The following is a 22440-nucleotide window of genomic DNA, read 5'->3' on the forward strand; positions in this document are numbered from 1 at the left end:
GCTCCCGCACGGCTTTTGAGTGACCCCGTGTCGATTGTGCCCTGTGTCACCCGGGCCGAGACTGTCGCCCTCCGTACACAGAGAGGGCGCGGCATGTCTGACGAACCCGCACGTGAGGTCCAGCGGCTCGAGGCGAACTCCGTCGGACTGGTCGGTGTGGTCCCCATGGCGGTCGCCACCGCGGCGCCGATCACCACGATGACCGGGAACCTCCCCATGTCGTGCTCGTCGCCGAGATCACCGTGCTCTTCGCCGTCGCCGTCGCCGTCGCCGCCGCCGTGCTGCTCGCGGGCGGCGGCCCGGACGGCACCCCCGTGGAACCCGTCAACCCGGTGAACGCCTTCACCGGCACGTCGGCCGGGCTCGGTCTCTTCTTCGACCCGGCGCGGGCGTTCATCGGCGCCTGGGCCGTCGACGCCTTCCAGTGGCTGCTGCTCACCGGTTCGTTCGCCTGCGGCATGGCGTTCCACCAGTGCGCCTCGCGCTACCTCTACGCGATCGGCCGCGAGGGCTTCCTGCACCCCGCCCTCGGCCGTACGCACCCCGCGCACGGATCGCCGTGCATCGCGTCGTACGTCCAGTCCGCCGTCGCCACCTCCTGGTCGCGGCCTTCTGGCTGATCGGCGAGGACCCGTACATCCACCTGTACACGCTGCTGGCGATCCTCGGCACGATGGCGATCCTCATCGTCCAGACGCTCTGCTCGTTCGCGGTGATCGGCTACTTCCGCAAGAACAACCCGCAGGACCGGCACCGGTTCGGGACCTTCACCGCCCCGCTGCTCGGCGGCATCGGCATGATCGCCGTCGTCGTACTGCTCGTGATCACCATGGAGACCGCGGCCGGACTCGCCGCCGACTCCCTCTTCTTCGAGCTGATCCCGTGGATCGTCGGCCTGGTCCTCTCCGGCGGCCTCGGACTCGGTTTCTGCCTCAAGGCCAAGCGGCCCGGCCGCTACGCGGTCATCGGCCGGATCGTCCTGGAGGACGCGGTCGAGCGCACCGACGACAGCGAGACCGGTCAACCGGCCGCGACCGTCTGAGGGGCGCTCCCGCGTTCCGTACGCACGCGGTGCGCGGACCGGGCGCCGGGCGGCGCGGGCGAAGGAGCCCGCGCCGCCCGGAAGCGACCGGTGAGCCGGCCCGGTCAGCCGCCGTACGCCCCACTGGCCGTCAGCCGCAGTGCCGTGTCGATCAGCGGCACGTGGCTGAAGGCCTGCGGGAAGTTGCCGACCTGGCGCTGCAGCCGGGAGTCCCACTCCTCGGCCAGCAGTCCGAGGTCGTTGCGCAGCCCCAGCAGCTTCTCGAAGAGATCGCGCGCCTCGTCGACCCGGCCGATCATCGCCAGGTCGTCGGCCAGCCAGAACGAGCACGCCAGGAACGCGCCCTCGTCACCCGCGAGACCGTCCACACCCGCGTCCTCACCCGCGGTCGGGTAGCGCAGTACGAAACCGTCCTCCGTGGACAGCTCGCGCTGGATCGCCTCGATCGTGCCGATGACCCGCTTGTCGTCGGGCGGCAGGAAACCCACCTGCGGAATGAGCAGCAGGGAGGCGTCCAGCTCCTTCGACCCGTACGACTGGGTGAAGGTGTTGCGCTCCGGGTCGTAGCCCTTCTCGCACACCGTGCGGTGGATCTCGTCGCGCAGTTCGCGCCACTTCTCGATCGGGCCGTCCGCGTCGCCCATCTCGATCAGTTTGATGGTCCGGTCGACGGCGACCCAGGCCATCACCTTGGAGTGCACGAAGTGGCGGCGCGGACCGCGTACCTCCCAGATGCCCTCGTCCGGCTGGTCCCAGTGGGTCTCCAGGTAGCGGATCAGCTTGAGCTGGAGCAGCGAGGCGTAGTCGTTGCGCGCCAGACCCGTCATGTGGGCCAGGTGCAGCGCCTCCGTGACCTCTCCGTACACATCGAGCTGCAACTGGTGCGCGGCGCCGTTGCCGACCCGTACGGGGGTCGAGTTCTCGTAGCCGGGCAGCCAGTCCAGCTCGGCCTCGCCCAGCTCCCGCTCACCCGCGATCCCGTACATGATCTGGAGGTTCTCCGGGTCGCCCGCGACCGCCCGCAGCAACCACTCGCGCCAGGCGCGCGCCTCTTCGCGGTAGCCGGTGCGCAGCAGCGACGACAGCGTGATCGCGGCGTCCCGCAGCCAGGTGTAGCGGTAGTCCCAGTTGCGTACGCCGCCGATCTCCTCCGGCAGCGACGTCGTCGGCGCGGCGACGATGCCGCCGGTCGGGGCGTACGTCAGCGCCTTCAGGGTGATCAGCGAGCGGATCACGGCCTCGCGGTAGGGCCCGTGGTACGTGCACTGCTCGACCCAGTCGCGCCAGAAATCGGCGGTCGCCTCCAGCGCGGCCTCGGGCTCCGGCAGCGGCGGCTCCTCCTTGTGCGAGGGCTGCCAGCTGAGGGTGAAGGCGATCCGCTCACCGGGCGAGACGGTGAAGTCGGAGTACGTCGTGAGGTCCTCGCCGTGCGTTTCGGCGTCGGTGTCGAGCCACACCGAGTCGGGCCCGGCGACGGCGACCGTCCGCGCCTCGACCTTGTGGACCCAGGGCACCACACGGCCGTAACTGAAACGCATCCGCAGCGCGGAGCGCATCCGCACCCGGCCGCTGACGCCCTCGACGATCCGGATCAGCTGGGGCGCGCCGTCGCGCGGCGGCATGAAATCGGTCACCTTGACCGTGCCGCGCGGTGTGTCCCACTCCGACTCGAGGATCAGGGAGTCCCCGCGGTAGCGGCGGCGGTCGGCCGCCGGCGGGCCGGCCTCGGCCGCGTGCGCGGGGCCGATCCGCCAGAATCCGTGTTCCTCGGTGCCGAGGATCCCGGCAAAAATGGCGTGTGAGTCGAAGCGCGGGAGACACAGCCAGTCGACCGTGCCGTCCCTGCAGACCAGTGCCGCTGTCTGCATGTCTCCGATGAGTGCGTAGTCCTCGATGCGCCCGGCCACGTTGCAATCTCCAGTCGAACGGCCACGTCCGCCCTCTAAGGGGCACTTGCGGTCAGGGGATTCTCGACGAGCTCTTGGTCCCGGGAGCGGGCGATGATGGTGCCTTCGCCGGCCGGCTCGCAGCGATGTATCAGAGCAGGATACGTCGCGTCCAAGTGCTCTGCGCGACGGTACCGGCAACACCGGTCGGCCGAACGGGCGAGCTAAGGGTGAGTCGCCGGTCGCGGACGATGCGGCGTGTGGCCGGAAGCGGCCTCCTCCCGTCGCTGATACCCTGGTACCCCGTGGACCGGTGGCCAGTCTGTGAAATTCAGAGGCCCCGAAACCGCAGCGACGGCACCACCCGCACTCCGGGCCGGCAGCCGGTACGCACCTCACCTCGCGACCACGGGAGCCCCCTCTTGGCGATGCCGCCCAAATCCATGACGACCAAGCACATCTTCGTCACCGGGGGTGTCGCCTCCTCCCTCGGTAAGGGCCTGACGGCCTCCAGCCTGGGTGCGCTGCTCAAGGCGCGGGGCCTTCGGGTCACGATGCAGAAGCTCGACCCCTACCTCAACGTCGACCCCGGCACGATGAACCCCTTCCAGCACGGTGAGGTGTTCGTCACCAACGACGGCGCCGAGACCGACCTGGACATCGGCCACTACGAGCGCTTCCTCGACGTCGACCTCGACGGCTCGGCCAACGTCACCACCGGCCAGGTCTACTCGCAGGTCATCGCCAAGGAGCGGCGCGGCGAGTACCTCGGCGACACCGTCCAGGTCATCCCGCACATCACCAACGAGATCAAGCACCGCATCCGGCGCATGGCGACCGACGACGTCGACGTCGTCATCACCGAGGTCGGCGGCACGGTCGGCGACATCGAGTCGCTGCCGTTCCTGGAGACGGTCCGCCAGGTCCGCCACGAGGTCGGCCGCGACAACGTCTTCGTCGTGCACATCTCGCTGCTGCCCTACATCGGCCCGTCCGGTGAGCTGAAGACCAAGCCGACGCAGCACTCGGTCGCGGCGCTGCGCAACATCGGTATCCAGCCGGACGCCATCGTGCTGCGCGCCGACCGCGAGGTCCCGCTCTCCATCAAGCGCAAGATCTCGCTGATGTGCGACGTCGACGAGGCCGCCGTGGTCGCCGCGATCGACGCCAAGTCCATCTACGACATCCCGAAGGTGTTGCACACCGAGGGCCTGGACGCGTACGTCGTCCGCAAGCTGGACCTGCCGTTCCGCGACGTGAACTGGACCCAGTGGGAGGACCTGCTGGACCGCGTCCACAACCCCGACCACGAGGTCACGGTCGCGCTCGTCGGCAAGTACATCGACCTGCCCGACGCCTACCTGTCGGTGACCGAGGCCATGCGCGCCGGCGGTTTCGCCAACAAGGCCCGCGTCAAGGTGAAGTGGGTCACCTCCGACGACTGCAAGACGCAGGCGGCCGCCGAGAAGCAGCTCGGGGACGTCGACGCGATCGTCATCCCCGGCGGTTTCGGCGAGCGCGGCGTCAACGGCAAGGTCGGCGCCATCCAGTACGCCCGCGAGAACAAGATCCCGCTGCTCGGCCTCTGCCTGGGCCTCCAGTGCATCGTCGTCGAGGCGGCGCGCAACCTCGCGGGCATCGCGGACGCCAACTCCACCGAGTTCGACGCGGCGACCGCCCACCCGGTGATCTCCACCATGGAGGAGCAGCTCGCGTACGTCGAGGGCGCGGGCGACCTGGGCGGCACCATGCGCCTGGGCCTGTACCCGGCGAAGCTCGCCGAGGGCTCGATCGTCCGTGAGGTCTACGGCGACCAGCCCTACGTCGACGAGCGCCACCGCCACCGCTACGAGGTGAACAACGCCTACCGCGCGGAACTGGAGAAGAAGACGGGAATCGTCTTCTCCGGCACGTCCCCGGACAACAAGCTCGTCGAGTACGTCGAGTACCCGCGCGAGGTGCACCCCTACCTGGTCGCCACCCAGGCGCACCCCGAGCTCCGCTCCCGCCCGACCCGCCCGCACCCGCTCTTCGCGGGCCTGGTGAAGGCGGCCGTGGAGCGCAAGACCGGCAAGTAGGCGCAAGAGATACGGTTGCCGGGGTACGGGCCTTTCGGGCCCGCACCCCGGCTTTCTGCTTTCTGCTTTGGGAGGACGCTTTCATGGCCATCAAGGACACCCCCGAGGAGTGGCAGGTCACCGCGACCGTGGTTCCCTTCACGGGCAACAAGACGAGCGTCCGCACCGACGACGTGGTCATGCCCGACGGCACCGTGGTACGCCGCGACTACCAGGTCCACCCCGGTTCCGTGGCGGTCCTGGCCCTCGACGACGACGACCGCGTCCTGCTCATCCGCCAGTACCGGCACCCCGTGCGCCAGCGGCTCTGGGAGATCCCGGCGGGCCTGCTCGACGTACCCGGCGAGAATCCGCTGAGCGCCGCTCAGCGCGAGCTCTACGAAGAGGCACACGTCAAGGCCGAGGACTGGCGGGTGCTGGCCGACATCTACCCCACGCCGGGAGGGTGCGACGAGGCCGTACGGATCTTCTTCGCCAGCGGTCTCTCCGAGGCCGAGGGCGAGCGCTTCCTGGTCGAGGAGGAGGAGGCGGACATGGAGCACGCGCGGGTCCCGCTCCCGGAGCTCGTGCGGGGCGTGCTGGCCGGGGACCTGCACAACACCTGCCTGGTGACGGGCGTTCTCGCGCTGACGGCCGCGCTCGCCGGTGACGGGGTCGACGCGCTCCGCCCGGCCGGTACGCCGTGGCCGGCGCGCCCCTTCGACGCCTAGACCGGCCCGCGGGACTCCGTCGTCCCGCCCTGCCGCCGAGCCGGGGCGGGGAATGAAAATCTGCTGATCCGATCGGGGGACGTCCCCGCCGCGCTCCGCACAGTCCGTAGCAGAGAGTGAACTACGCTCGAAGTTCCCGGCCGCAGACGCGGACGGGCTTGTGCGCAGGCGGACGGGAGCGTGGCCCGTGACGGATCAGGCGGTGGACACCAGCGGCACGGCGGCGGGTTCCGCGGCAGGGCGGGCGACGGGTGAGTTCTTCGGCAGAGCGCGCGAGCTGAAGGAGCTGCGGGCCGACATCGAGCGGGCCGGGCTCGACACCCTCGCCGGCCGCAAGGCGCCGAGGGCGCGCGTGCTGCTGATCGCGGGACGCCCGGGCTCCGGGCGCACCGCCCTCGCCGGGGAACTCACCGCGAGCCTCGCCGGCGACTACCCCGACGGCGTGCTGCGTGCCCGGCTGACCGACCCGGGCGGCGAGCGCGTGCCCACCGAGCGCACGGCCCGCGCGCTGCTCGACGACCTCCGGATCGCCGCCCCGCCCGGGGCCGGGGACGACGAGCTGTCCGAGCTGGTGCGCGAGGCGCTCACCGTACGGCGCGTCCTGCTGGTCCTCGACGACGCCGCCGACGCCGAGCAGGTCGATCCGCTGCTGCCCGACAACCCGGACTGCCTGGTCGTGGCCACGGCCCGGGGCCCGCTCACCGGTATCCCCGGCGTCCGGCCCTGCACGATCGGCGGCCTGGACACCGGATCCGCCGTCGAGTTCCTGGCCCGTTCCACGGGAGCGGTCAGGATCACCGTCGACCCCACGGCGGCCCACACGCTCGCCGAGGAGTGCGGGGGACAGCCCGCCGCGCTGGCGCTGATCGGAGGCTGGCTCGCGGCCAGCCCCAAGGCGTCGGTGTCCGACGTGACCAAGCGGCTGCACGACATCCCGGTCGACCCCGCGCAGCCCACCGGGGCCAGGCCGCTCGCCCGCGCCTTCCGGTTCGTGTACGAGTCGCTGCCGCAGCCCACGGCGCGGATGCTGCGCCTGCTCGCCCTGGCACCCGCCGGCCTCGTGGACGCGCACACCGCCTCCGCGCTGGCCGGCTGCTCGGTCTCCGGCGCCCAGACCACACTGGACGACTTCGTCGCGCTCGGCCTGCTGAGGAGGCAGGCGGACCGGGAGCGGGAGACCGGCCCGCAGTACGGGGTGCCCGGCTGCCTCGCGCCCATGATGAAGGCGCTGATGGAGGACCTGGACCGGCCCGCCGAGGTGCAGCTGGCCCGGGCCAGGATGCTGGAGCGGACCGTACGCCGGCTCCAGTCCTGCTGGGCGGTCACCGAGCCCGACGGTTCCCCGGCCCGCAAGAAGCTGTCGGGGCTGCCGCGCGCGCTGCGCTTCCCCAACGTCCCGGCCGCCGCCGAGTGGCTGCGGGTCCGGCAGCCCGCGCTGCTCGCCTCCGCCCGGGTCGCGGTGGAGGACGGTGAACTCGACACCCTGGCGCGCCGGCTGGTGGCCGCGCTGGTGCGGGCGCTGGTGGCGCACCGGGGCCCCGAAGCCGCGGCCCCCGAGCTGTACGGGCTGCACCGGCTCGTACTCGATGTGGCCGAGCGGTGCGGTCTGCACCGCGAACAGGCCGCCGCGCTGCTGAACCTCGCCGACCTGGACGCGCGGACCGGACGCACGCAGGAGGCGCTGACGCGCTACCGGGCGGCGCTGGACGCGGGCCGGGCGGCCGGCGACCCGTACGCGACGGGCCGCGCGATGGAATCCGTAGGGGGGCATACCAGGAATTGGGCGACTGGTCACGCGCCTCCGACTGGTACGGCCGGGCGCTCGAACAGCGGCTGACGCGTGGAGAGCACGCCGACGTGGCGCGGCTGTACGGGCGGCTCGGGACCGTGCACACCTATGCGGGCCGTTACGGCGAGGCGCTGCGCAACTGGCGGGCTTCGGCGGCGGGTCACCGCAGGACGGGCGATCTGCCGGGTCACGCGCGGGCGTTGAGCGAAGTCGCGCGGGTGCAGGAGTACGCGGGCCGGCCCGAGGAATCGCTGCGCACGTGCCGCGAGGCCGTCGAGTGGGCGCGCCGGGCCGGCGACGTGCGGCTGCACGCGGCGCTGGAGCTGAGGCTCGCGGACACGCTCGACAGGCTGGGGGACCCGGCGGCCGCGCGGCTGCACAGGGCCACTGCGGAAAGACTGCTCGAAGAAGAAGGTTCTGCCTACGAAATCCGCAGTGGTTCGCTGGGAGATTGATGCTTTGTAAGGCTAGACAGCTGGAAATCCTTCATTAGACTGGCTCTGCCGCGTCATATTGCGGTGTTCCCCGGGTGTGCCGTGCGTACCTGGGTATGTATGGCATTGACCCTTTTATTCCCCTGAGCCAAGGACCGTGATCGACGTGAAGGTCGGCATCCCCCGCGAGGTCAAGAACAACGAGTTCCGGGTGGCCATCACCCCTGCCGGAGTGCACGAGCTGGTGCGCCACGGGCACCAGGTCTTCGTCGAGCAGAACGCCGGCGCCGGATCCTCGATCACGGACGGCGAGTACGTCGCCGCCGGTGCGCAGATCCTGGCCACCGCGGACGAGGTCTGGGCCACCGCTGACCTGCTGCTGAAGGTCAAGGAGCCCATCGCCGAGGAGTACCACCGCCTCCGCAAGGACCAGACGCTCTTCACCTACCTGCACCTCGCCGCCTCCCGCGAGTGCACGGACGCCCTGCTGGAGTCCGGCACCACGGCGATCGCGTACGAGACGGTGGAGACCGCGAACCGCGCCCTGCCGCTGCTCGCCCCGATGTCCGAGGTCGCGGGCCGGCTGGCCCCGCAGGTCGGCGCGTACCACCTGATGCGCTCGGTCGGCGGCCGCGGCGTGCTGCCGGGCGGCGTCCCGGGTACGGCGGCCGGCGAGGCCGTCGTCATCGGCGGTGGCGTCTCCGGCTGGAACGCCACGCAGATCGCCGTCGGCATGGGCTTCCACGTGACCCTGCTCGACCGTGACATCAACAAGCTGCGCGAGGCCGACAAGGTCTTCGGCACCAAGGTGAAGACGATCGTCTCCAACGCCTACGAGCTGGAGAAGGCCGTCGTCGAGGCCGACCTCGTCATCGGCGCCGTGCTCATCCCCGGCGCGAAGGCCCCGAAGCTCGTCACCAACGAGCTCGTCGCCAAGATGAAGCCCGGAAGTGTTCTTGTCGACATCGCGATCGACCAGGGCGGCTGCTTCGAGGACTCGCACCCGACGACGCACGCCGAGCCGACGTTCAACGTCCACAACTCGGTCTTCTACTGCGTCGCCAACATGCCGGGCGCCGTCCCGAACACCTCGACGTACGCACTGACGAACGCCACGCTGCCCTACATCGTGGAGCTCGCGAACCGCGGCTGGGTCGAGGCGCTGCGCCGCGACGCGGCCCTCGCCAAGGGTCTCAACACCCATGACGGCCAGGTGGTCTACCGCGAGGTCGCCGAGGCCCACGAGCTGCCGCACGTCGAGCTGGGCACGCTTCTCGCCTGACGCGTCAACAAAAGTCGTCAACCTCACGCATCCGGCCGGACCTTGTCGACAAGGTCCGGCCGGATGCGTGTCCGGCTGCGTTCGAGGACTTGTTCAACTCGCCGCGAACGTAACACTTTAACCGTTTCGCGACCCTGTGAAACGCGTGGCCCGTGCCCCGGTTTGCCGCTCGCGCACCCTTGACACAGGGGTGTTCCATTGCCGACACATCGGGCCGGGTCCGGCGGATTGTGTTGCTGCGGACCGGTGACACGCCATAGAGTCGCCAACCGTCGGCATGGTGCCACGCTGACCTATCGATAAGTTTCCTGGTCACGTCCAAGGAGGTAAGACGACTTGTGAATGAGTCGACATTTACTCCCGGGGGTGGTCAACCAGGGATGCCTGCGCGGAGCCAGGACCCGTCGGGGCTCCAGGCTGTCGGCTCCGTCGCTGTCCGCACCTTCGCCACCCATCAGCACATGACGACAGCCCACCAGAGCATGGACGGCCTACACGTGAACGCCATGGCCGGCGACCAGAGTGGGGACAAGTCCACCACCCGTTTCGCCGACTTCGACGAGGTGCCCGAGGGGCACTTCTACGATCCCGACGCAGAGTACGAGCCCGACCCCGAGTACGCGGCCACCCTCGCCCCCGACGCTGCCCGCCAGCGCCGCGAGCGGATCGGCCCGACCGGACGGCCGCTGCCGTACTTCCCGATCCCGGGCCCGCTGGCCGACCACGGCCCCGCGAAGATCATCGCCATGTGCAACCAGAAGGGCGGCGTCGGCAAGACGACGTCCACGATCAATCTGGGTGCGGCCCTCGCGGAGTACGGACGACGGGTCCTGCTCGTCGACTTCGACCCGCAGGGAGCCCTGTCGGTCGGGCTCGGCGTGAACCCGATGGAGCTCGACCTCACGGTCTACAACCTGCTCATGGAGCGGGGCATGTCGGCCGACGAGGTCCTCCTGAAGACCGCGGTGCCCAACATGGACCTGCTGCCGAGCAATATCGACTTGTCGGCGGCCGAGGTCCAGCTGGTCAGCGAGGTGGCCCGCGAGTCGACACTTCAGCGGGCGCTCAAGCCGCTGATGGCCGACTACGACTACATCGTGATCGACTGCCAGCCCTCGCTCGGTCTGCTCACCGTGAACGCCCTGACGGCGGCCCACAAGGTGATAGTGCCGCTCGAGTGCGAGTTCTTCGCGCTGCGCGGCGTGGCCCTGCTGACCGAGACGATCGAGAAGGTCCAGGAGCGGCTCAACCCCGACCTGGAGCTCGACGGCATCCTCGCCACGATGTACGACTCCCGCACGGTGCACAGCCGTGAGGTGCTGGCGCGGGTCGTCGAGGCCTTCGACGAGCACGTCTACCACACGGTGATCGGGCGTACGGTCCGCTTCCCGGAGACCACGGTCGCCGGTGAGCCGATCACGACGTACGCCTCCAACTCGGTCGGTGCGGCCGCTTATCGCCAGCTCGCCAGGGAGGTGCTCGCCCGGTGTCACGCCGAGTGAGTCTGCCGGGGGCCGACGAACTGTTCCGCACGACCGGGGGAACGGCGCTTCAGCCGTCGTCCCCTCGCCGCCCGCCCGCGGGCGGCGAGGCGCGTGTGCCCGGCCCTGCGGCGGAGAGCGACCCCACGACGGCGGCCGAGCAGTCCGAGGGTGCGCCGCCCCGGGGCTCTGCCGACTCCGGTGACGCGGCTGAGCACACCGCCGCCGACGCGGAGGCCGGCGGGCACCGCAGCCGGGCCGTGGAGGGCGACCAGGCGGCCGCTGCCGCCGCCGAGGCCCGCCGCGCGCCGGAGGGCCAGCGGGCTTCGCAGCAGCCCTCCCAGCAGCGTTCTGCGGCCCCTGCCACGGGCGCCCAGCCGCGGCGCCGGGGCGGACGCGGGGCGAACCGTCGTCCCAGCGGCCGCGAACGGCACGACGAGAAGATCACGGTCTACGTCTCGGCCGAGGAACTGATGGACCTGGAGCACGCGCGGCTGGTGCTGCGCGGTGAGCACGGGCTTGCCGTCGACCGCGGCCGGATCGTGCGGGAAGCGGTCGCCGTCGTACTCGCGGACCTGGAGTCGCGCGGCGACGCGAGCATTCTCGTACGGCGCCTGCGCGGCCGCTGACCGGACCGGAGGTAGCCTGCGCTGCCCCTGCTTCTTTTCCCGCACCTGGACCCGCGATGCCGCCCACCGACGTCCCCGCCCAGCTCGCCAGGGCCCCACGCCGCAGCCTGGGGCGCGGGCCGGGGGCGGCGCGTCCCGCGGCCCCGGAGGACGCGGACGCGCCGGAGGTGGAGGCGGGAGGCCCGGGGGACGCGCCTCCGTCCGGCGGGCCGGTCGTGGGGGACGGGCGGTTCACCGTCCGGCTGGTGAACTTCGAGGGGCCCTTCGACCTGCTGCTCCAGCTCATCTCGAAGCACAGGCTCGACATCACCGAGGTCGCCCTCTCGAAGGTCACCGACGAGTTCATGGCGCACATCCGCGCCATGGGGCCCGACGGCGACCTCGACCAGACCACCGAGTTCCTCGTCGTGGCCGCCACCCTGCTCGACCTCAAGGCCGTGCGGCTGCTGCCCGCCGCCGAGGTGGAGGACGAGGGGGACCTCGCGCTGCTGGAGTCGCGGGACGTGCTGTTCGCGCGGCTGCTGCAGTACCGCGCGTACAAGAAGATCGCCGACATCTTCAGCGCGCGGCTGGACGCGGAGTCCCGGCGGTACCCGCGTACGGTCGGTCTCGAACCGCACCACGCCGCGCTGCTGCCCGAGGTCGTCATCAGCATCGGCCCCGACGGCTTCGCCGGGCTCGCCGTGAAGGCGATGCGTCCCAGGGCCGAGCCGCAGGTGTACGTCGATCACATCCATGCGCCCCTCGTGTCCGTGCAGGAGCAGGCCGAGGTGGTCGTCGCGCGGCTGCGGGAGATGGGGGAGGCGGATTTCCGGACGCTCACGGAGGACGCCCCGGACACGCTCACCGTGGTCGCGCGGTTCCTGGCGCTGCTGGAGCTCTACCGGGAGAAGGCCGTCGTCATGGACCAGGAGGAGGCCCTGGGGGAGCTCAGGGTGAGGTGGACCGGCACGGAGGCGGCGCAGCCCGTCGTCACGGACGAATTCGATCAGGTGGTGGAGGAGACACGGTGAGCGAGTCCCCCGCGGTCGCGGACCTCGGCCTCAAGCCCGCCCTGGAGGCGGTCCTCATGGTCGCCGACGAACCCGCCGCAGAAGAGCACCTCGCCAAGATCCTGGAGCGGCCCCGCAGAGCCGTCGCGGACGCCCTGCGGGAGCTGGCCGACGAGTACGCCGTGCAGGGGCGCGGGTTCGAACTCAGACCGGTCGCCGGGGGGTGGCGCTTCTACTCGCGGCCCCGGTACGCGGCGGCGGTCGAGAGCTTCCTGCTGGACGGCCGGCAGGCCCGCCTCACCCAGGCAGCCCTGGAGACCCTCGCGGTCGTCGCGTACCGGCAGCCCGTGAGCCGGTCACGGGTCTCGGCCGTACGCGGCGTGAACTGCGACGGCGTGATGCGCACCCTCCTCCAGCGCGGCCTGGTGGGGGAGGCGGGCACGGAACCCGAAACAGGTGCGATCCTGTACAGGACGACGAACTACTTTCTGGAGCGGATGGGCCTGCGTGGCCTGGACGAGCTCCCGGAGCTCGCGCCATTCCTCCCGGAGGCGGACGCGATCGAGGCTGAGACGCTAGAGGGTGCGCCGTCGTTCGATCCGGACGCCCCGGACACCGACGCAGACGACAAGACGGAATTTTGATGCGAAGCAGTAGCGGCAGGAACAGCGGAAGCGGCAACGACCGGAATCAGCGGGGCGCGGGCAAGGGGCGCGACGACGGGCAGAAGCGCAGCGACCGCCCGGAGCGCCCGGACCGTCCCCGTCCGGAGGAGCGCCGTTACGACGTCGGCCGTGACGCCCCCGGTGCCCGTGGTGGCAGCGGTGGTGGCGCCGGGCGTGGCGGTAGCGGTGGTGGCGTCGGGCGTGGCGGTAGCGGTGGTGGCGCCGGGCGTGGTGGCAGTGGTGGTGGCGTCGGGCGTGGTGGCAGTGGTGCGGCTGGTGGCCGTGGCGGCAGCGCCGGCGGCGCAGGGCGCGGCGGCAGCACCGCCGGCAGTGGCCGTGGCGCGTCCGCGCGCGGTGGCGCCAAGGGCGGCCCCAAGGCTCCGCAGAGCAGCAGGGGCGCGGCTCCGCGCCGTGGCCCGCACGGCCAGCGCGAATCCCGCCCGCGCGAGCTCGACGCCAAGCTCGAGGAGCGCGTCCGCGAGCGGCACAGCAAGCCCCAGGTGAAGACGCCCAAGACGTTCCCGGGTGCCGAGCAGGAGGGCGAGCGCCTGCAGAAGGTCCTCGCCCGCGCCGGCATGGGTTCGCGGCGTGCCTGCGAGGAGCTTATCGAGCAGGCCCGCGTCGAGGTCAACGGCGAGATCGTCACCGAGCAGGGCCGCCGGGTCGACGTCCACAAGGACGAGGTCAAGGTCGACGGCCTGACGGTCGCCACCCAGTCGCACCTCTTCTTCGCGCTCAACAAGCCGGCCGGAGTCGTCGCCACCATGGGCGACCCGGACGGGCGTCAGAACCTCAACGACTACGTGAACAACCGTGAGACGCGTCTCTTCCACGTGGGCCGGCTGGACACCGAGACCGAGGGCATCATCCTGCTCACCAACCACGGCGAGCTGGCCCACCGCCTCACCCACCCCAAGTACGGCGTGAAGAAGACCTACCTCGCCGCGATCCAGGGGCCGCTCCCGCGCGACCTGGGCAAGCGCCTCAAGGACGGCATCGCGCTGGAGGACGGGTACGCCCGCGCCGACCACTTCCGCGTCGTCGAGAACACCGGCAAGAACTACCTGGTCGAGGTGACCCTCCACGAGGGCCGCAAGCACATCGTGCGCCGCATGCTGGCCGAGGCCGGCTTCCCGGTCGAGCGGCTCGTGCGGACGTCCTTCGGGCCGATCCCGCTGGGCGACCAGAAGTCCGGCTGGCTGCGCCGCCTCACCAACACCGAGGTCGGCATGCTGATGAAGGAAGTCGGTCTGTAACCGACGCCCTCTCCGCTTCGAGGCCCCGGCCGGTTCCTGTACGTACAGGAACCGGCCGGGGCCTCTTGCCGCTTGTGGTGCGGGCCCTCAAGCCTTTATAGTCACCATGACCATAAAGGAGGCGGGCGTGAGTCTCGCGGACATGCTCGAACCGCTCCAGCGACCACTGGTGACCGTCCTGGACACCCCGGTGAGCTGGACAGAGGTACTCGGGTTCGGCAGTGGAGCGCTCTGCGTCTGGCTCGTCGCCCGGCAGCACATCGCCAACTGGCCGATCGGCATCGCCAACAACGTCTTCTTCGTCCTCCTCTTCACCCAGGCGGGCCTGTACGCCGACGCCGGCCTGCAGGTCGTCTTCATCGCCCTCGCCGCCTACGGCTGGTGGACCTGGACCCACGGGGGTGGACCAGGCTCCTCGTCCCTCCCGGTGCGGCGCACCAGCCGTACCGAGTGGACCTGGCTGCTGGCGGCGGGGGCGGTGGGGACCTTGTCCCTCACGCTGCTCCTCGACCGCGCCACCGACTCGACCGTTCCCTTCTGGGACGCCCTGACGACCGCGCTGTCCTTGATGGCGACGTACGGGCAGTGCAGGAAGCGCCTCGAATCGTGGTGGCTGTGGATCGCGGCGGACGTCGTGTACGTCCCGCTGTACGTCTACAAGGAGCTGTACCTGACCTCACTGCTGTACGTCGGTTTCATGGCCCTGTGCGTGCTCGGGCTGCTCAACTGGCGGCGCGGCGCCGCTTCCCGGGAAGAGCCGCTCGCCGAGGCCGCCGTATGACGGACTACAAGCACGGCCTCGTGCTCGGGAAGTTCTACCCGCCGCACGCGGGACACCACCACCTCGTGCGCACCGCGCGGGAACGCTGCGAACGGCTCACCGTTCTCGTGTGCGCGTCCTCCGTCGAATCCGTACCGCTCGACGAGAGGGTGGCGTGGATGAAAGCCGTACACCCGGACGCCGTTGTCGTCGGCGCCGTGGACGACATCCCGGTCGACGTCACCGACCCCGCCGTGTGGGACGCGCACATGGCGGTCTTCCTGGCCGCCGTTCCCGAGGCCGTCGACGCCGTCTTCACCTCGGAGGCGTACGGCGAGGAGCTGGGCCGGCGCTTCGGCGCGGAGGCGGTGTGCGTCGACCCGGACCGCACGGCTTTTCCTGTCTCGGGAACGGCCGTACGGGCGGACCCCGTCCGCCACTGGGACTTCCTGGAGGCACCCGTACGGGCCGCCCTGGCCCGGCGCGTCGTCGTCCTGGGTGCCGAGTCGACGGGGACCACGACCATGGCAGGGGCGCTCACGGCGCACTACCGGGCCCGCGGCGGCGTCTGGGAACGGACGCGGTGCGTTCCCGAGTACGGCAGGGAGTACAGCGAACAGAAGCTGGCCGCCCTGCGCGCGGAACGCCCTGAAGCCGACTGGACGGACGTCGTCTTCGGCACGGAGGAGTTCCCGCTGATCGCGCGGCGGCAGTGCGAAACCGAGGACGAGGCGGCCCGCGCGGGCTCTCCCGTGCTGTTCTGCGACACCGACGCCTTCGCCACCACGGTGTGGCACGAGCGCTACCTCGGCGCCCCCAGCCCCGATGTCGCCCGCATCGCCGCACGCGGCGGGCAGCACCTGTGGCTGCTCACCGACCACACGGACGTGCCCTTCGAGGACGACGGCCTGCGCGACGGCGAACACCTGCGGCCCTGGATGACGGGACGCTTCCGCGAGGAACTCGTCCGTACCGGGCGCCCCTTCGTCACTCTCGGCGGACCGCACGAGCGGCGGCTCGCGGCCGCTGTGGCCGCCGTCGACGCGCTGCTCGCCGGAGACTGGGGCTTCACCGACCCACTGCCGGAGAAACGATGAGCGACGACAGCCGGCCGCCGTACGACCCGCGCGCCTTCGAGCCGTTCGCCGTGACCGTCGACCTCGCCGTCTTCACCGTCCGCGAGAGCCGGCTGCACGTCCTGCTGATCCGGCGCGGCCAGGACCCGTACGCCGGGGCGTGGGCGCTGCCCGGCGGCTTCATACTGCCCCGGGAGTCCGCCGAGGCCGCCGCCCGCCGGGAACTGGCGGAGGAGACCGGTCTGTCGCAGGAGTCCGCCGCCGCGCTCCACCTGGAGCAGCTGCGTACGTACAGCGATCCCGACCGCGACCCGCGCATGCGCGTCGTCTCCGTCGCGTACACCGCCCTCGTACCGGGGCTGCCGGAGCCGCGCGGCGGCGGCGACGCCGCGCACGCGCAGTGGACGCCCCTGGGCGCTCTGCCGGAGCCGGCCTTCGACCACGCGCGGATCATCGCGGACGCGCGCGAGCGCATCCGCGCCAAGCTCGAGTACACCTGCCTGGCCACGGCCTTCTGCCCGCCCGAGTTCACGCTGGGCGAGCTCCAGCAGGTGTACGAGACGGTCTGGGGCGTCGAACTGGACCGGCCCAACTTCCGGCGCAAGGTACTCGCCTCGCCCGGCTTCGTGGAGCCGGTGGAGGGGGCGCCCCGGCGTACCGGAGGACGCGGCAAGCCCGCCGCGCTCTACCGGGCGGGGAACGCCACCACCCTGCATCCGGCGCTTCTGCGCCCCGAACGTCGATCCGAAGGAGAACGGTCCGTATGAAGCAGGCAGCCACCGGGGCCCTCGTCGGGCTCGCGCTCGGGGACGCGCTGGGCTTCCCCACCGAGTTCAACGACGTACCGGCGATCCTCGCGAAGTGCGGGCCGTGGCGGGAGATGGAACTGCCGTCGCCCGCGATCGTCACGGACGACACCCAGATGACCCTCGCGTTGGGGCGGGGGATACGGACCGCGATGGACCGCGGTGTGCTCGGGCCGCCGGGGCTGGAGCGTCCCGTGCGCGAGGAATTCGTCGACTGGTACCACTCCCCGGAGAACAACCGGGCCCCCGGCAACACCTGCCTCGTCGCCTGCCGGCTGCTCGACAGCGACCGGCCGTGGCAGCAGGCCAGTCAGCTGGGCTCCAAAGGGTGCGGGGCCAACATGCGGGTCGCGCCGCTCGGGCTCGTACCGGGGCTGAGCGACGAGCAGCGTGCCGGAGCCGCGCAGTTGCAGTCGGCACTCACGCACGGCCACCCGACCGCACTGGCGGCGAGCGACCTGACGGCGCACGCGGTGCACCTGCTCGCACGGGGGGCCGAGCCCACCGGTCTGGTGGGGCTGCTCCGTTCGTACGCGTACGAGAACCGCGTCCGGTACCACGAGCGCTGGCTCGGCGACCTGTGGACGCACGCCCACGACGCGTCGCCCGAGGACTTCATGGCGCGCGGCTGGGACGAGTGCCTGGCCGTACTGGAGCGGCTCGCGGCGGCCCTGCGCACCCCGTCGCCGGAAACCGACCCCTGCCTGGCGACGGGCGACGGCTGGATCGCGGAGGAGGCCCTCGCCACCGGGCTGCTGTGCTTCCTCCTGTTCCCCGGGGATCCGGTCACCGCGCTGCGCCGCGCCGCGTGCACGAAGGGCGACTCCGACTCGATCGCCTGCCTGGCGGGAGCCTTCGCCGGGGCGCACCTGGGGGCGGAGGCGTGGCCCGCGCGGTGGGCGGAGCGCATCGAGTACAGGGGGGAACTGCTGGCCCTGGGAGCGCTCTGGGACGCTTGATCCATGAGTGCGTACGAGAAGCGTCTGCGCGAGGCCGGGCTGCCGGACACCGACCTCGCCCCCGTCCTCGCGGACGAGACCGATCCGCTGCTGTTCGCGTCCGTCTCCGGGGCGCACCTGTACGGGTTCCCGTCCCGGGACTCGGACGTGGACCTGCGCGGCGCGCACCTGCTGCCCGTGCCGGCTCTCGTCGGCCTGGGGGAGCCGGAGGAGACGCGGAGCCGCATGTGGGTGCGCGACGGCGTGGAGATGGACCTGGTCACGCACGACCTGCGGAAGTTCGTACGGCTGATGCTGCGGCGCAACGGCTATGTGCTGGAGCAGCTGCTCTCGCCACTGGTGGTGCGCACGAGCGACGCGCACGCGGAGCTGGTCGCGCTCGCGCCGTCCGTGCTGACCAGCCACCACGCCCATCACTACCGTGGGTTCGCGCTCACGCAGTGGCGGCTCTTCGAGAAGACGGGGGAGCTGAAGCCGCTGCTCTACACCTTCCGGGTGCTGCTCACCGGCATCCACCTGATGCGCAGCGGCGAGGTGCAGGCCCACCTGCCCACGCTGCTGGCCCAGGTGGACGCCCCGGCGTACCTGGGGGAACTGATCGCGGCCAAGGCGGAAGCCGAGCACGGAGCGGCCCCGGGGCCGGACCGCGACCGGCTGCGTGAGGACGTCGACGCCCTCCACGCCGTGCTCGACGCGGCGCAGGCGGCGTCACGGCTTCCGGCCGAGGCGGCGGCGTACGAGCAGCTGGACGACCTCGTCGTCCGGGCCAGGCTCACCCGCGACGCGCAGGACGCCCCGGGCCGGGGAGGCGCGCCGACCGCTCTTTCAGCGGGCTGAGGCGCGGCGTACACGGAGCAGGAAGTCCTCCACGCGGGGGCGGTCCGGCTCCGGCGGGAGCGGGCTCTTCGCCCCGGCCGCGTCCGCCTCCGCCTCGAGGCGCTCCATCCGGCGCTCGACCTCCGGCCACACCACCTCGCCCCGCTTGACCTCCAGCAGCCGCTCGCGCTCCTCGCCGGCGTCGATCACCAGCTCGCCCGTGCGCAGCAGATCGCGGCAGCTGCCGAGCAGCCGCAGCAGATGCATGGCGTGCTTCCAGCGCGGGGCGCCGTGCTGCCGTACGTCCGCCTCCAGCTTCCTGCGCTGGCCGGCCGCGTACCGGACGAACGTCTGGTGGGCCCGGCGGGAGAGGAACGCGTCCCGCAGGGCGACCAGCTCGTGGCCGGTGGCGTCGATCCGCTCGACCAGCGGGGAGTGCAGGCACTCCAGGATGTTGGGGTTGGCGCGCAGGGCCAGCTCGCAGAAGCGTTCCAGCTCCCAGGAGAACTGCTCGTCCATCGGACCCTCGACGTGCGTCGGGGGCTTCTCGAAACGCCAGTACAGCGGCGTCGGCGCGACGAAGACACCGCGCCGGTCCGTGTCGCTGCCGTCCGTCGCCAGACCGAAGGCGCGCGAGCCCATCACACAGGAGTAGACCGTGTGGCGGCGTACGAGGTCTTCGGGCGTCGGCGGGGCGGCGGGCGGGTTCATGCTCCGGATTGTGCCGCGTCAGGCGAGCCGGATCGAACCACTTTCCACGGTGATCTGCCGCGGCGGGAGCGGTTTGCGGGCCGGGCCGCCCGCGACCGAGGCGTCCGCGACCCGGAACCTGCTGCCGTGGCAGGCGCAGTTGATGGTGCCGCCCTCGACGCTGCTGACGGTGCAGCCCTGGTGCGTGCACACCGCGGAGAAGGCCATGAAGGTGCCCGGCTCCGGCTGGGTCACCACCACCTTCTCGTCCGCGAAGACCTTGCCGCCGCCCACCGGGATCTCCGAGGTCCCGGCGAGCGCCGCACCGCCGTCGGGAACTTCCCCGGTGGGTGACGCACCGCCGGAGGGGGTGGGCGAATCCGAGGGTGCCGGTTCGGTCTCCTCGGCGCCGCCGTTCAGGCCGTCGCCGGTCTCTTCCCCGCCGCCGTTGCCGCAACCGGCCACCAGCGCGGTGCCCGCGGCCGCGGCTCCGGCCGCGAGGACCGCCCGGCGGCTCGTACCCTTGCCCATCACGTGCTCCTCCTGCCCGTCGCACCGGAGGTTCGGCGCGAAGCAGCATCTTCGCGCCCATCGCCCCGCAGAAGAAGCATCCCGGGCGCGAATGCCGCATCACGTGGCCGCTGTACGTCCGTCGGCCCAATCCGGGCGGGCCGTGGACGGCGCCGGGCACGGCCGGACCCGCGCGTCTCACCTGCGGAACGCGCCGGGCCCCGCCGGGCCCTGCCCAACTACGCTGGATCAAGCAGGGCACATGAGGTACGGAACGAGGAGCACGACGTGGCAGTACGAGCGGTGCGTGGGGCCGTCCAGCTGGAACGGGACGAAGCCGGGCACATGGACGAGCAGGTCGGCGAGCTGCTCTCGGCCATCCTGGAGCGCAACGGGCTCACCTCCGACGACCTCATCAGCATCTGGTTCACGGCCACCCCGGACCTCCACAGCGACTTCCCGGCCGCCGCGGCACGCAAGATCGGCATCGTCGACGTACCGCTGATCTGCGCCCAGGAGCTGGACATAGCGGGAGCCATGCCGCGCGTCGTGCGGATCCTCGCGCACGTCGAGTCGGACCTGCCCAAGTCGTCGGTCTCCCACGTCTACCTCGGCGCCGCAGGCGCCCTCCGCAAGGACATCGCCCAGTGAGAACCGCCCTCGTCATCGGAACCGGCCTGATCGGCACCTCGGCGGCCCTCGCCCTCGCCGGGCGCGGTGTCACCGTCCACCTCACCGACCACGACCCGGCGCAGGCCCGCACCGCCGCCGCGCTCGGCGCCGGCATCGACGAGGCGCCCGAAGGCCCCGTCGACCTGGCCGTCGTCGCCGTACCGCCGGCGCACGTGGCCACGACGCTGGCCGACGCCATGCGGCGCGGGACCGCCCGCGCGTACATCGACGTCGCCAGCGTCAAGGGCGGACCGCGCAGGGAGCTGGAGGCGCTGGGCTGCGACCTCGCCTCGTACATCGGCACGCACCCGATGTCCGGCAAGGAGCGTTCGGGCCCGCTGGCCGCGACCGCCGACCTCTTCGAGGGCCGCCCCTGGGTCCTCACCCCGACCCGCGACACCCACACCGAGGTCCTCAACCTCGCACTGGAGCTGATCGCGCTGTGCCGGGCCGTGCCCGTGGTGATGGACGCCGACGCCCACGACCGCGCGGTCGCGCTCGTCTCGCACACCCCGCAGCTGGTCTCGTCGATGGTCGCGGCGCGGCTGGCGGACGCGGACGAGACGGCGGTACGGCTGTGCGGTCAGGGCATCAGGGACGTCACCCGCATCGCCGCCTCCGACCCCCGGATGTGGGTCGAGATCCTCTCCGCGAACCCGGGGCCCGTGGCGGACGTGCTCACCGGCGTCGCGGCCGACCTGGAGGAGACCGTCCGGGCGCTGCGGGCCCTCCAGTCCGCCGACGACGACAAGCGCAGGGGCGGCGCCGACGGCATCGAGGACGTCCTGCGGCGCGGCAACACGGGCCGTGAGCGCGTGCCGGGCAAGCACGGGGCCGCCCCGGCGGCGTACGAGATCGTCGCCGTCCTCATCAGCGACCGTCCCGGTGAGCTGGCCCGGATCTTCGCGGACGCGGGGCGTGCGGGCGTCAACATCGAGGACGTGCGCATCGAGCACGCGACCGGGCAGCAGGCGGGCCTGGTGCAGCTGATGGTGGAGCCGGCGGCCGCATCCGGGCTGAGCGCCTCACTGCGCGAGCGGGGCTGGTCGATCCGCCAGTAACGGCGCCTTCGCGTACCGACGCGGTGTCCGGTTTGCGGTGGCTTCGCAGGGGCGTCGAGGGCGGGGCCGGGGACTCGGTAACCTTGTGTGGGGCCCGTCGGGTCCCCGCCCGCCCAAGCCCGTGTACCAGGAAGGTGTCCTACACCGTGGAAACCGCCGCCCGGACCGCCCCGGCAGCAGTGATTGTCGCCATCGACGGCCCCTCCGGCACGGGCAAGTCCAGCACCTCCAAGGCCGTCGCCGCCAAGCTCGGTCTCAGCTACCTGGACACCGGTGCCCAGTACCGGGCGATCACCTGGTGGATGCTGAGCAACGGCATCGACGTCACGGACCCCGTCGCCATAGCGGACGCCGCGGGCAAGCCCGTGATCGTCTCCGGCACCGACCCGTCCGCTCCGACCATCACGGTGGACGGCGTCGACGCCTCCGGGCCGATCCGCACCCAGGAGGTCACCTCCAAGGTGAGCGCCGTGAGCGCCGTGCCCGAGGTGCGCACCCTGATCACCGACCTGCAGCGGTCCATCGCGAAGGGCGCCGCACTCGGTATCGTCGTCGAGGGACGCGACATCGGTACGACCGTGCTGCCGGACGCGGACCTCAAGATCTTCCTGACCGCCTCTCCCGAGGCGCGCGCCGCCCGCCGCAGCGGCGAGCTGAAGGGCGCGGACGTGTCCGCGACCCGCGAGGCCCTGCTGAAGCGGGACGCGGCCGACTCCAGCCGCAAGACGTCGCCGCTCGCCAAGGCGGACGACGCGGTCGAGGTCGACACCAGCGACCTCACGCTGGACCAGGTCATCGAGTGTGTCGTCACCCTGGTCGAGGGGAAGCGGGCCGCGAAGTGACGGC

General features: G+C 71.6%; 19 protein-coding genes and 2 pseudogenes. 18 read left to right on the plus strand and 3 right to left on the minus strand.

Translation table 11 applies throughout. The features are described from left to right. Positions 1 to 93 precede the first annotated feature (93 nt). A pseudogene (locus tag BN1555_RS25265) lies at positions 94 to 1042 on the plus strand (hypothetical protein). Between the two features lie 104 nt (positions 1043 to 1146). Here BN1555_RS25265 and BN1555_RS25270 read toward each other — a convergent pair. Continuing rightward, positions 1147 to 2949: a glycoside hydrolase family 15 protein gene (locus BN1555_RS25270; RefSeq protein ID WP_093801521.1), complete on the minus strand. Its 1803-nt coding sequence runs from the start codon at positions 2947 to 2949 to the stop codon at positions 1147 to 1149. 422 nt (positions 2950 to 3371) lie between these two features. Between BN1555_RS25270 and BN1555_RS25275 the strand changes: the two genes are divergently transcribed. The 14 genes and pseudogenes from BN1555_RS25275 to BN1555_RS25340 all read left to right on the plus strand — a co-directional run bounded on the left by BN1555_RS25275 (position 3372) and on the right by BN1555_RS25340 (position 18682). Beyond that, a complete protein-coding gene (locus BN1555_RS25275; RefSeq protein ID WP_255306155.1) occupies positions 3372 to 5006 on the plus strand; it encodes a CTP synthase in 1635 nt (544 codons plus the stop codon). 83 nt (positions 5007 to 5089) lie between these two features. Next, the gene (locus BN1555_RS25280; protein ID WP_093801523.1) at positions 5090 to 5716 is read left to right on the plus strand and encodes an NUDIX domain-containing protein; all 627 of its coding nucleotides are present in this window, start codon (positions 5090 to 5092) and stop codon (positions 5714 to 5716) included. Positions 5717 to 5903: 187 nt separating this feature from the next. Then, a pseudogene (locus tag BN1555_RS25285) lies at positions 5904 to 7960 on the plus strand (tetratricopeptide repeat protein). Positions 7961 to 8105: 145 nt separating this feature from the next. Then, positions 8106 to 9221, plus strand: a complete 1116-nt coding sequence (ald, locus tag BN1555_RS25290) for an alanine dehydrogenase (protein WP_093803636.1) — start codon at positions 8106 to 8108, stop codon at positions 9219 to 9221. A 380-nt stretch (positions 9222 to 9601) separates the two neighbouring features. Continuing rightward, positions 9602 to 10723 carry a ParA family protein gene (locus BN1555_RS25295; protein WP_093801524.1) on the plus strand — a complete coding sequence of 374 codons (1122 nt, stop codon included), beginning with the start codon at positions 9602 to 9604 and terminating at the stop codon, positions 10721 to 10723. Further along, positions 10708 to 11331: a hypothetical protein gene (locus tag BN1555_RS25300; RefSeq protein ID WP_176710129.1), complete on the plus strand. Its 624-nt coding sequence runs from the start codon at positions 10708 to 10710 to the stop codon at positions 11329 to 11331. The genes BN1555_RS25295 and BN1555_RS25300 overlap by 16 nt, the downstream gene beginning before the upstream one ends. Before the next feature lie 56 nt (positions 11332 to 11387). Continuing rightward, positions 11388 to 12344 carry a segregation and condensation protein A gene (locus BN1555_RS25305; RefSeq protein ID WP_093801526.1) on the plus strand — a complete coding sequence of 319 codons (957 nt, stop codon included), beginning with the start codon at positions 11388 to 11390 and terminating at the stop codon, positions 12342 to 12344. Beyond that, positions 12341 to 12967, plus strand: a complete 627-nt coding sequence (scpB, locus tag BN1555_RS25310; protein ID WP_093801527.1) for an SMC-Scp complex subunit ScpB — start codon at positions 12341 to 12343, stop codon at positions 12965 to 12967. Before BN1555_RS25305 ends, scpB begins: the two co-directional genes overlap by 4 nt. Further along, positions 12967 to 14244, plus strand: coding sequence for a pseudouridine synthase (locus BN1555_RS25315; protein WP_093801528.1), 1278 nt, complete (start codon positions 12967 to 12969; stop codon positions 14242 to 14244). The genes scpB and BN1555_RS25315 overlap by 1 nt, the downstream gene beginning before the upstream one ends. A 127-nt stretch (positions 14245 to 14371) precedes the next feature. After that, the gene (gene pnuC, locus BN1555_RS25320; protein ID WP_093801529.1) at positions 14372 to 15025 is read left to right on the plus strand and encodes a nicotinamide riboside transporter PnuC; all 654 of its coding nucleotides are present in this window, start codon (positions 14372 to 14374) and stop codon (positions 15023 to 15025) included. Then, entirely contained in the window at positions 15022 to 16101 is a 1080-nt protein-coding gene (locus BN1555_RS25325; RefSeq protein WP_093801530.1) for an AAA family ATPase, read from the plus strand. The genes pnuC and BN1555_RS25325 overlap by 4 nt, the downstream gene beginning before the upstream one ends. Then, positions 16098 to 16847: an NUDIX hydrolase gene (locus tag BN1555_RS25330; RefSeq protein ID WP_093801531.1), complete on the plus strand. Its 750-nt coding sequence runs from the start codon at positions 16098 to 16100 to the stop codon at positions 16845 to 16847. Before BN1555_RS25325 ends, BN1555_RS25330 begins: the two co-directional genes overlap by 4 nt. Beyond that, positions 16844 to 17845, plus strand: coding sequence for an ADP-ribosylglycohydrolase family protein (locus tag BN1555_RS25335; protein WP_093801532.1), 1002 nt, complete (start codon positions 16844 to 16846; stop codon positions 17843 to 17845). Before BN1555_RS25330 ends, BN1555_RS25335 begins: the two co-directional genes overlap by 4 nt. 3 nt (positions 17846 to 17848) lie before the next feature. Beyond that, on the plus strand, positions 17849 to 18682 hold the full coding sequence (locus tag BN1555_RS25340; protein ID WP_093801533.1) for a nucleotidyltransferase domain-containing protein: 834 nt from the start codon (positions 17849 to 17851) through the stop codon (positions 18680 to 18682). On the opposite strand, the gene BN1555_RS25345 is transcribed toward BN1555_RS25340, so the two are convergent. Together BN1555_RS25345 and BN1555_RS25350 are read right to left on the minus strand one after the other, a co-directional pair. Continuing rightward, the gene (locus BN1555_RS25345) at positions 18671 to 19372 is read right to left on the minus strand and encodes a nucleotidyltransferase domain-containing protein (protein ID WP_093801534.1); all 702 of its coding nucleotides are present in this window, start codon (positions 19370 to 19372) and stop codon (positions 18671 to 18673) included. The two genes, BN1555_RS25340 and BN1555_RS25345, sit on opposite strands and share 12 nt — an antisense overlap. A gap of 18 nt (positions 19373 to 19390) precedes the next feature. Then, positions 19391 to 19882 carry a Rieske (2Fe-2S) protein gene (locus BN1555_RS25350; RefSeq protein ID WP_093801535.1) on the minus strand — a complete coding sequence of 164 codons (492 nt, stop codon included), beginning with the start codon at positions 19880 to 19882 and terminating at the stop codon, positions 19391 to 19393. Positions 19883 to 20149: 267 nt separating this feature from the next. Between BN1555_RS25350 and aroH the strand changes: the two genes are divergently transcribed. The 3 genes from aroH (at position 20150) to cmk (ending at position 22436) form a co-directional block, all read left to right on the plus strand. Further along, on the plus strand, positions 20150 to 20512 hold the full coding sequence (aroH, locus tag BN1555_RS25355) for a chorismate mutase (RefSeq protein WP_093801536.1): 363 nt from the start codon (positions 20150 to 20152) through the stop codon (positions 20510 to 20512). Then, positions 20509 to 21594, plus strand: coding sequence for a prephenate dehydrogenase (locus BN1555_RS25360; RefSeq protein WP_093801537.1), 1086 nt, complete (start codon positions 20509 to 20511; stop codon positions 21592 to 21594). The genes aroH and BN1555_RS25360 overlap by 4 nt, the downstream gene beginning before the upstream one ends. Before the next feature lie 134 nt (positions 21595 to 21728). After that, entirely contained in the window at positions 21729 to 22436 is a 708-nt protein-coding gene (gene cmk, locus BN1555_RS25365; protein WP_093801538.1) for a (d)CMP kinase, read from the plus strand. Positions 22437 to 22440 lie beyond the last annotated feature (4 nt).

Source organism: Streptomyces sp. Wb2n-11 (genome assembly GCF_001049855.1).
Lineage (GTDB): Bacteria > Actinomycetota > Actinomycetes > Streptomycetales > Streptomycetaceae > Streptomyces > Streptomyces altiplanensis.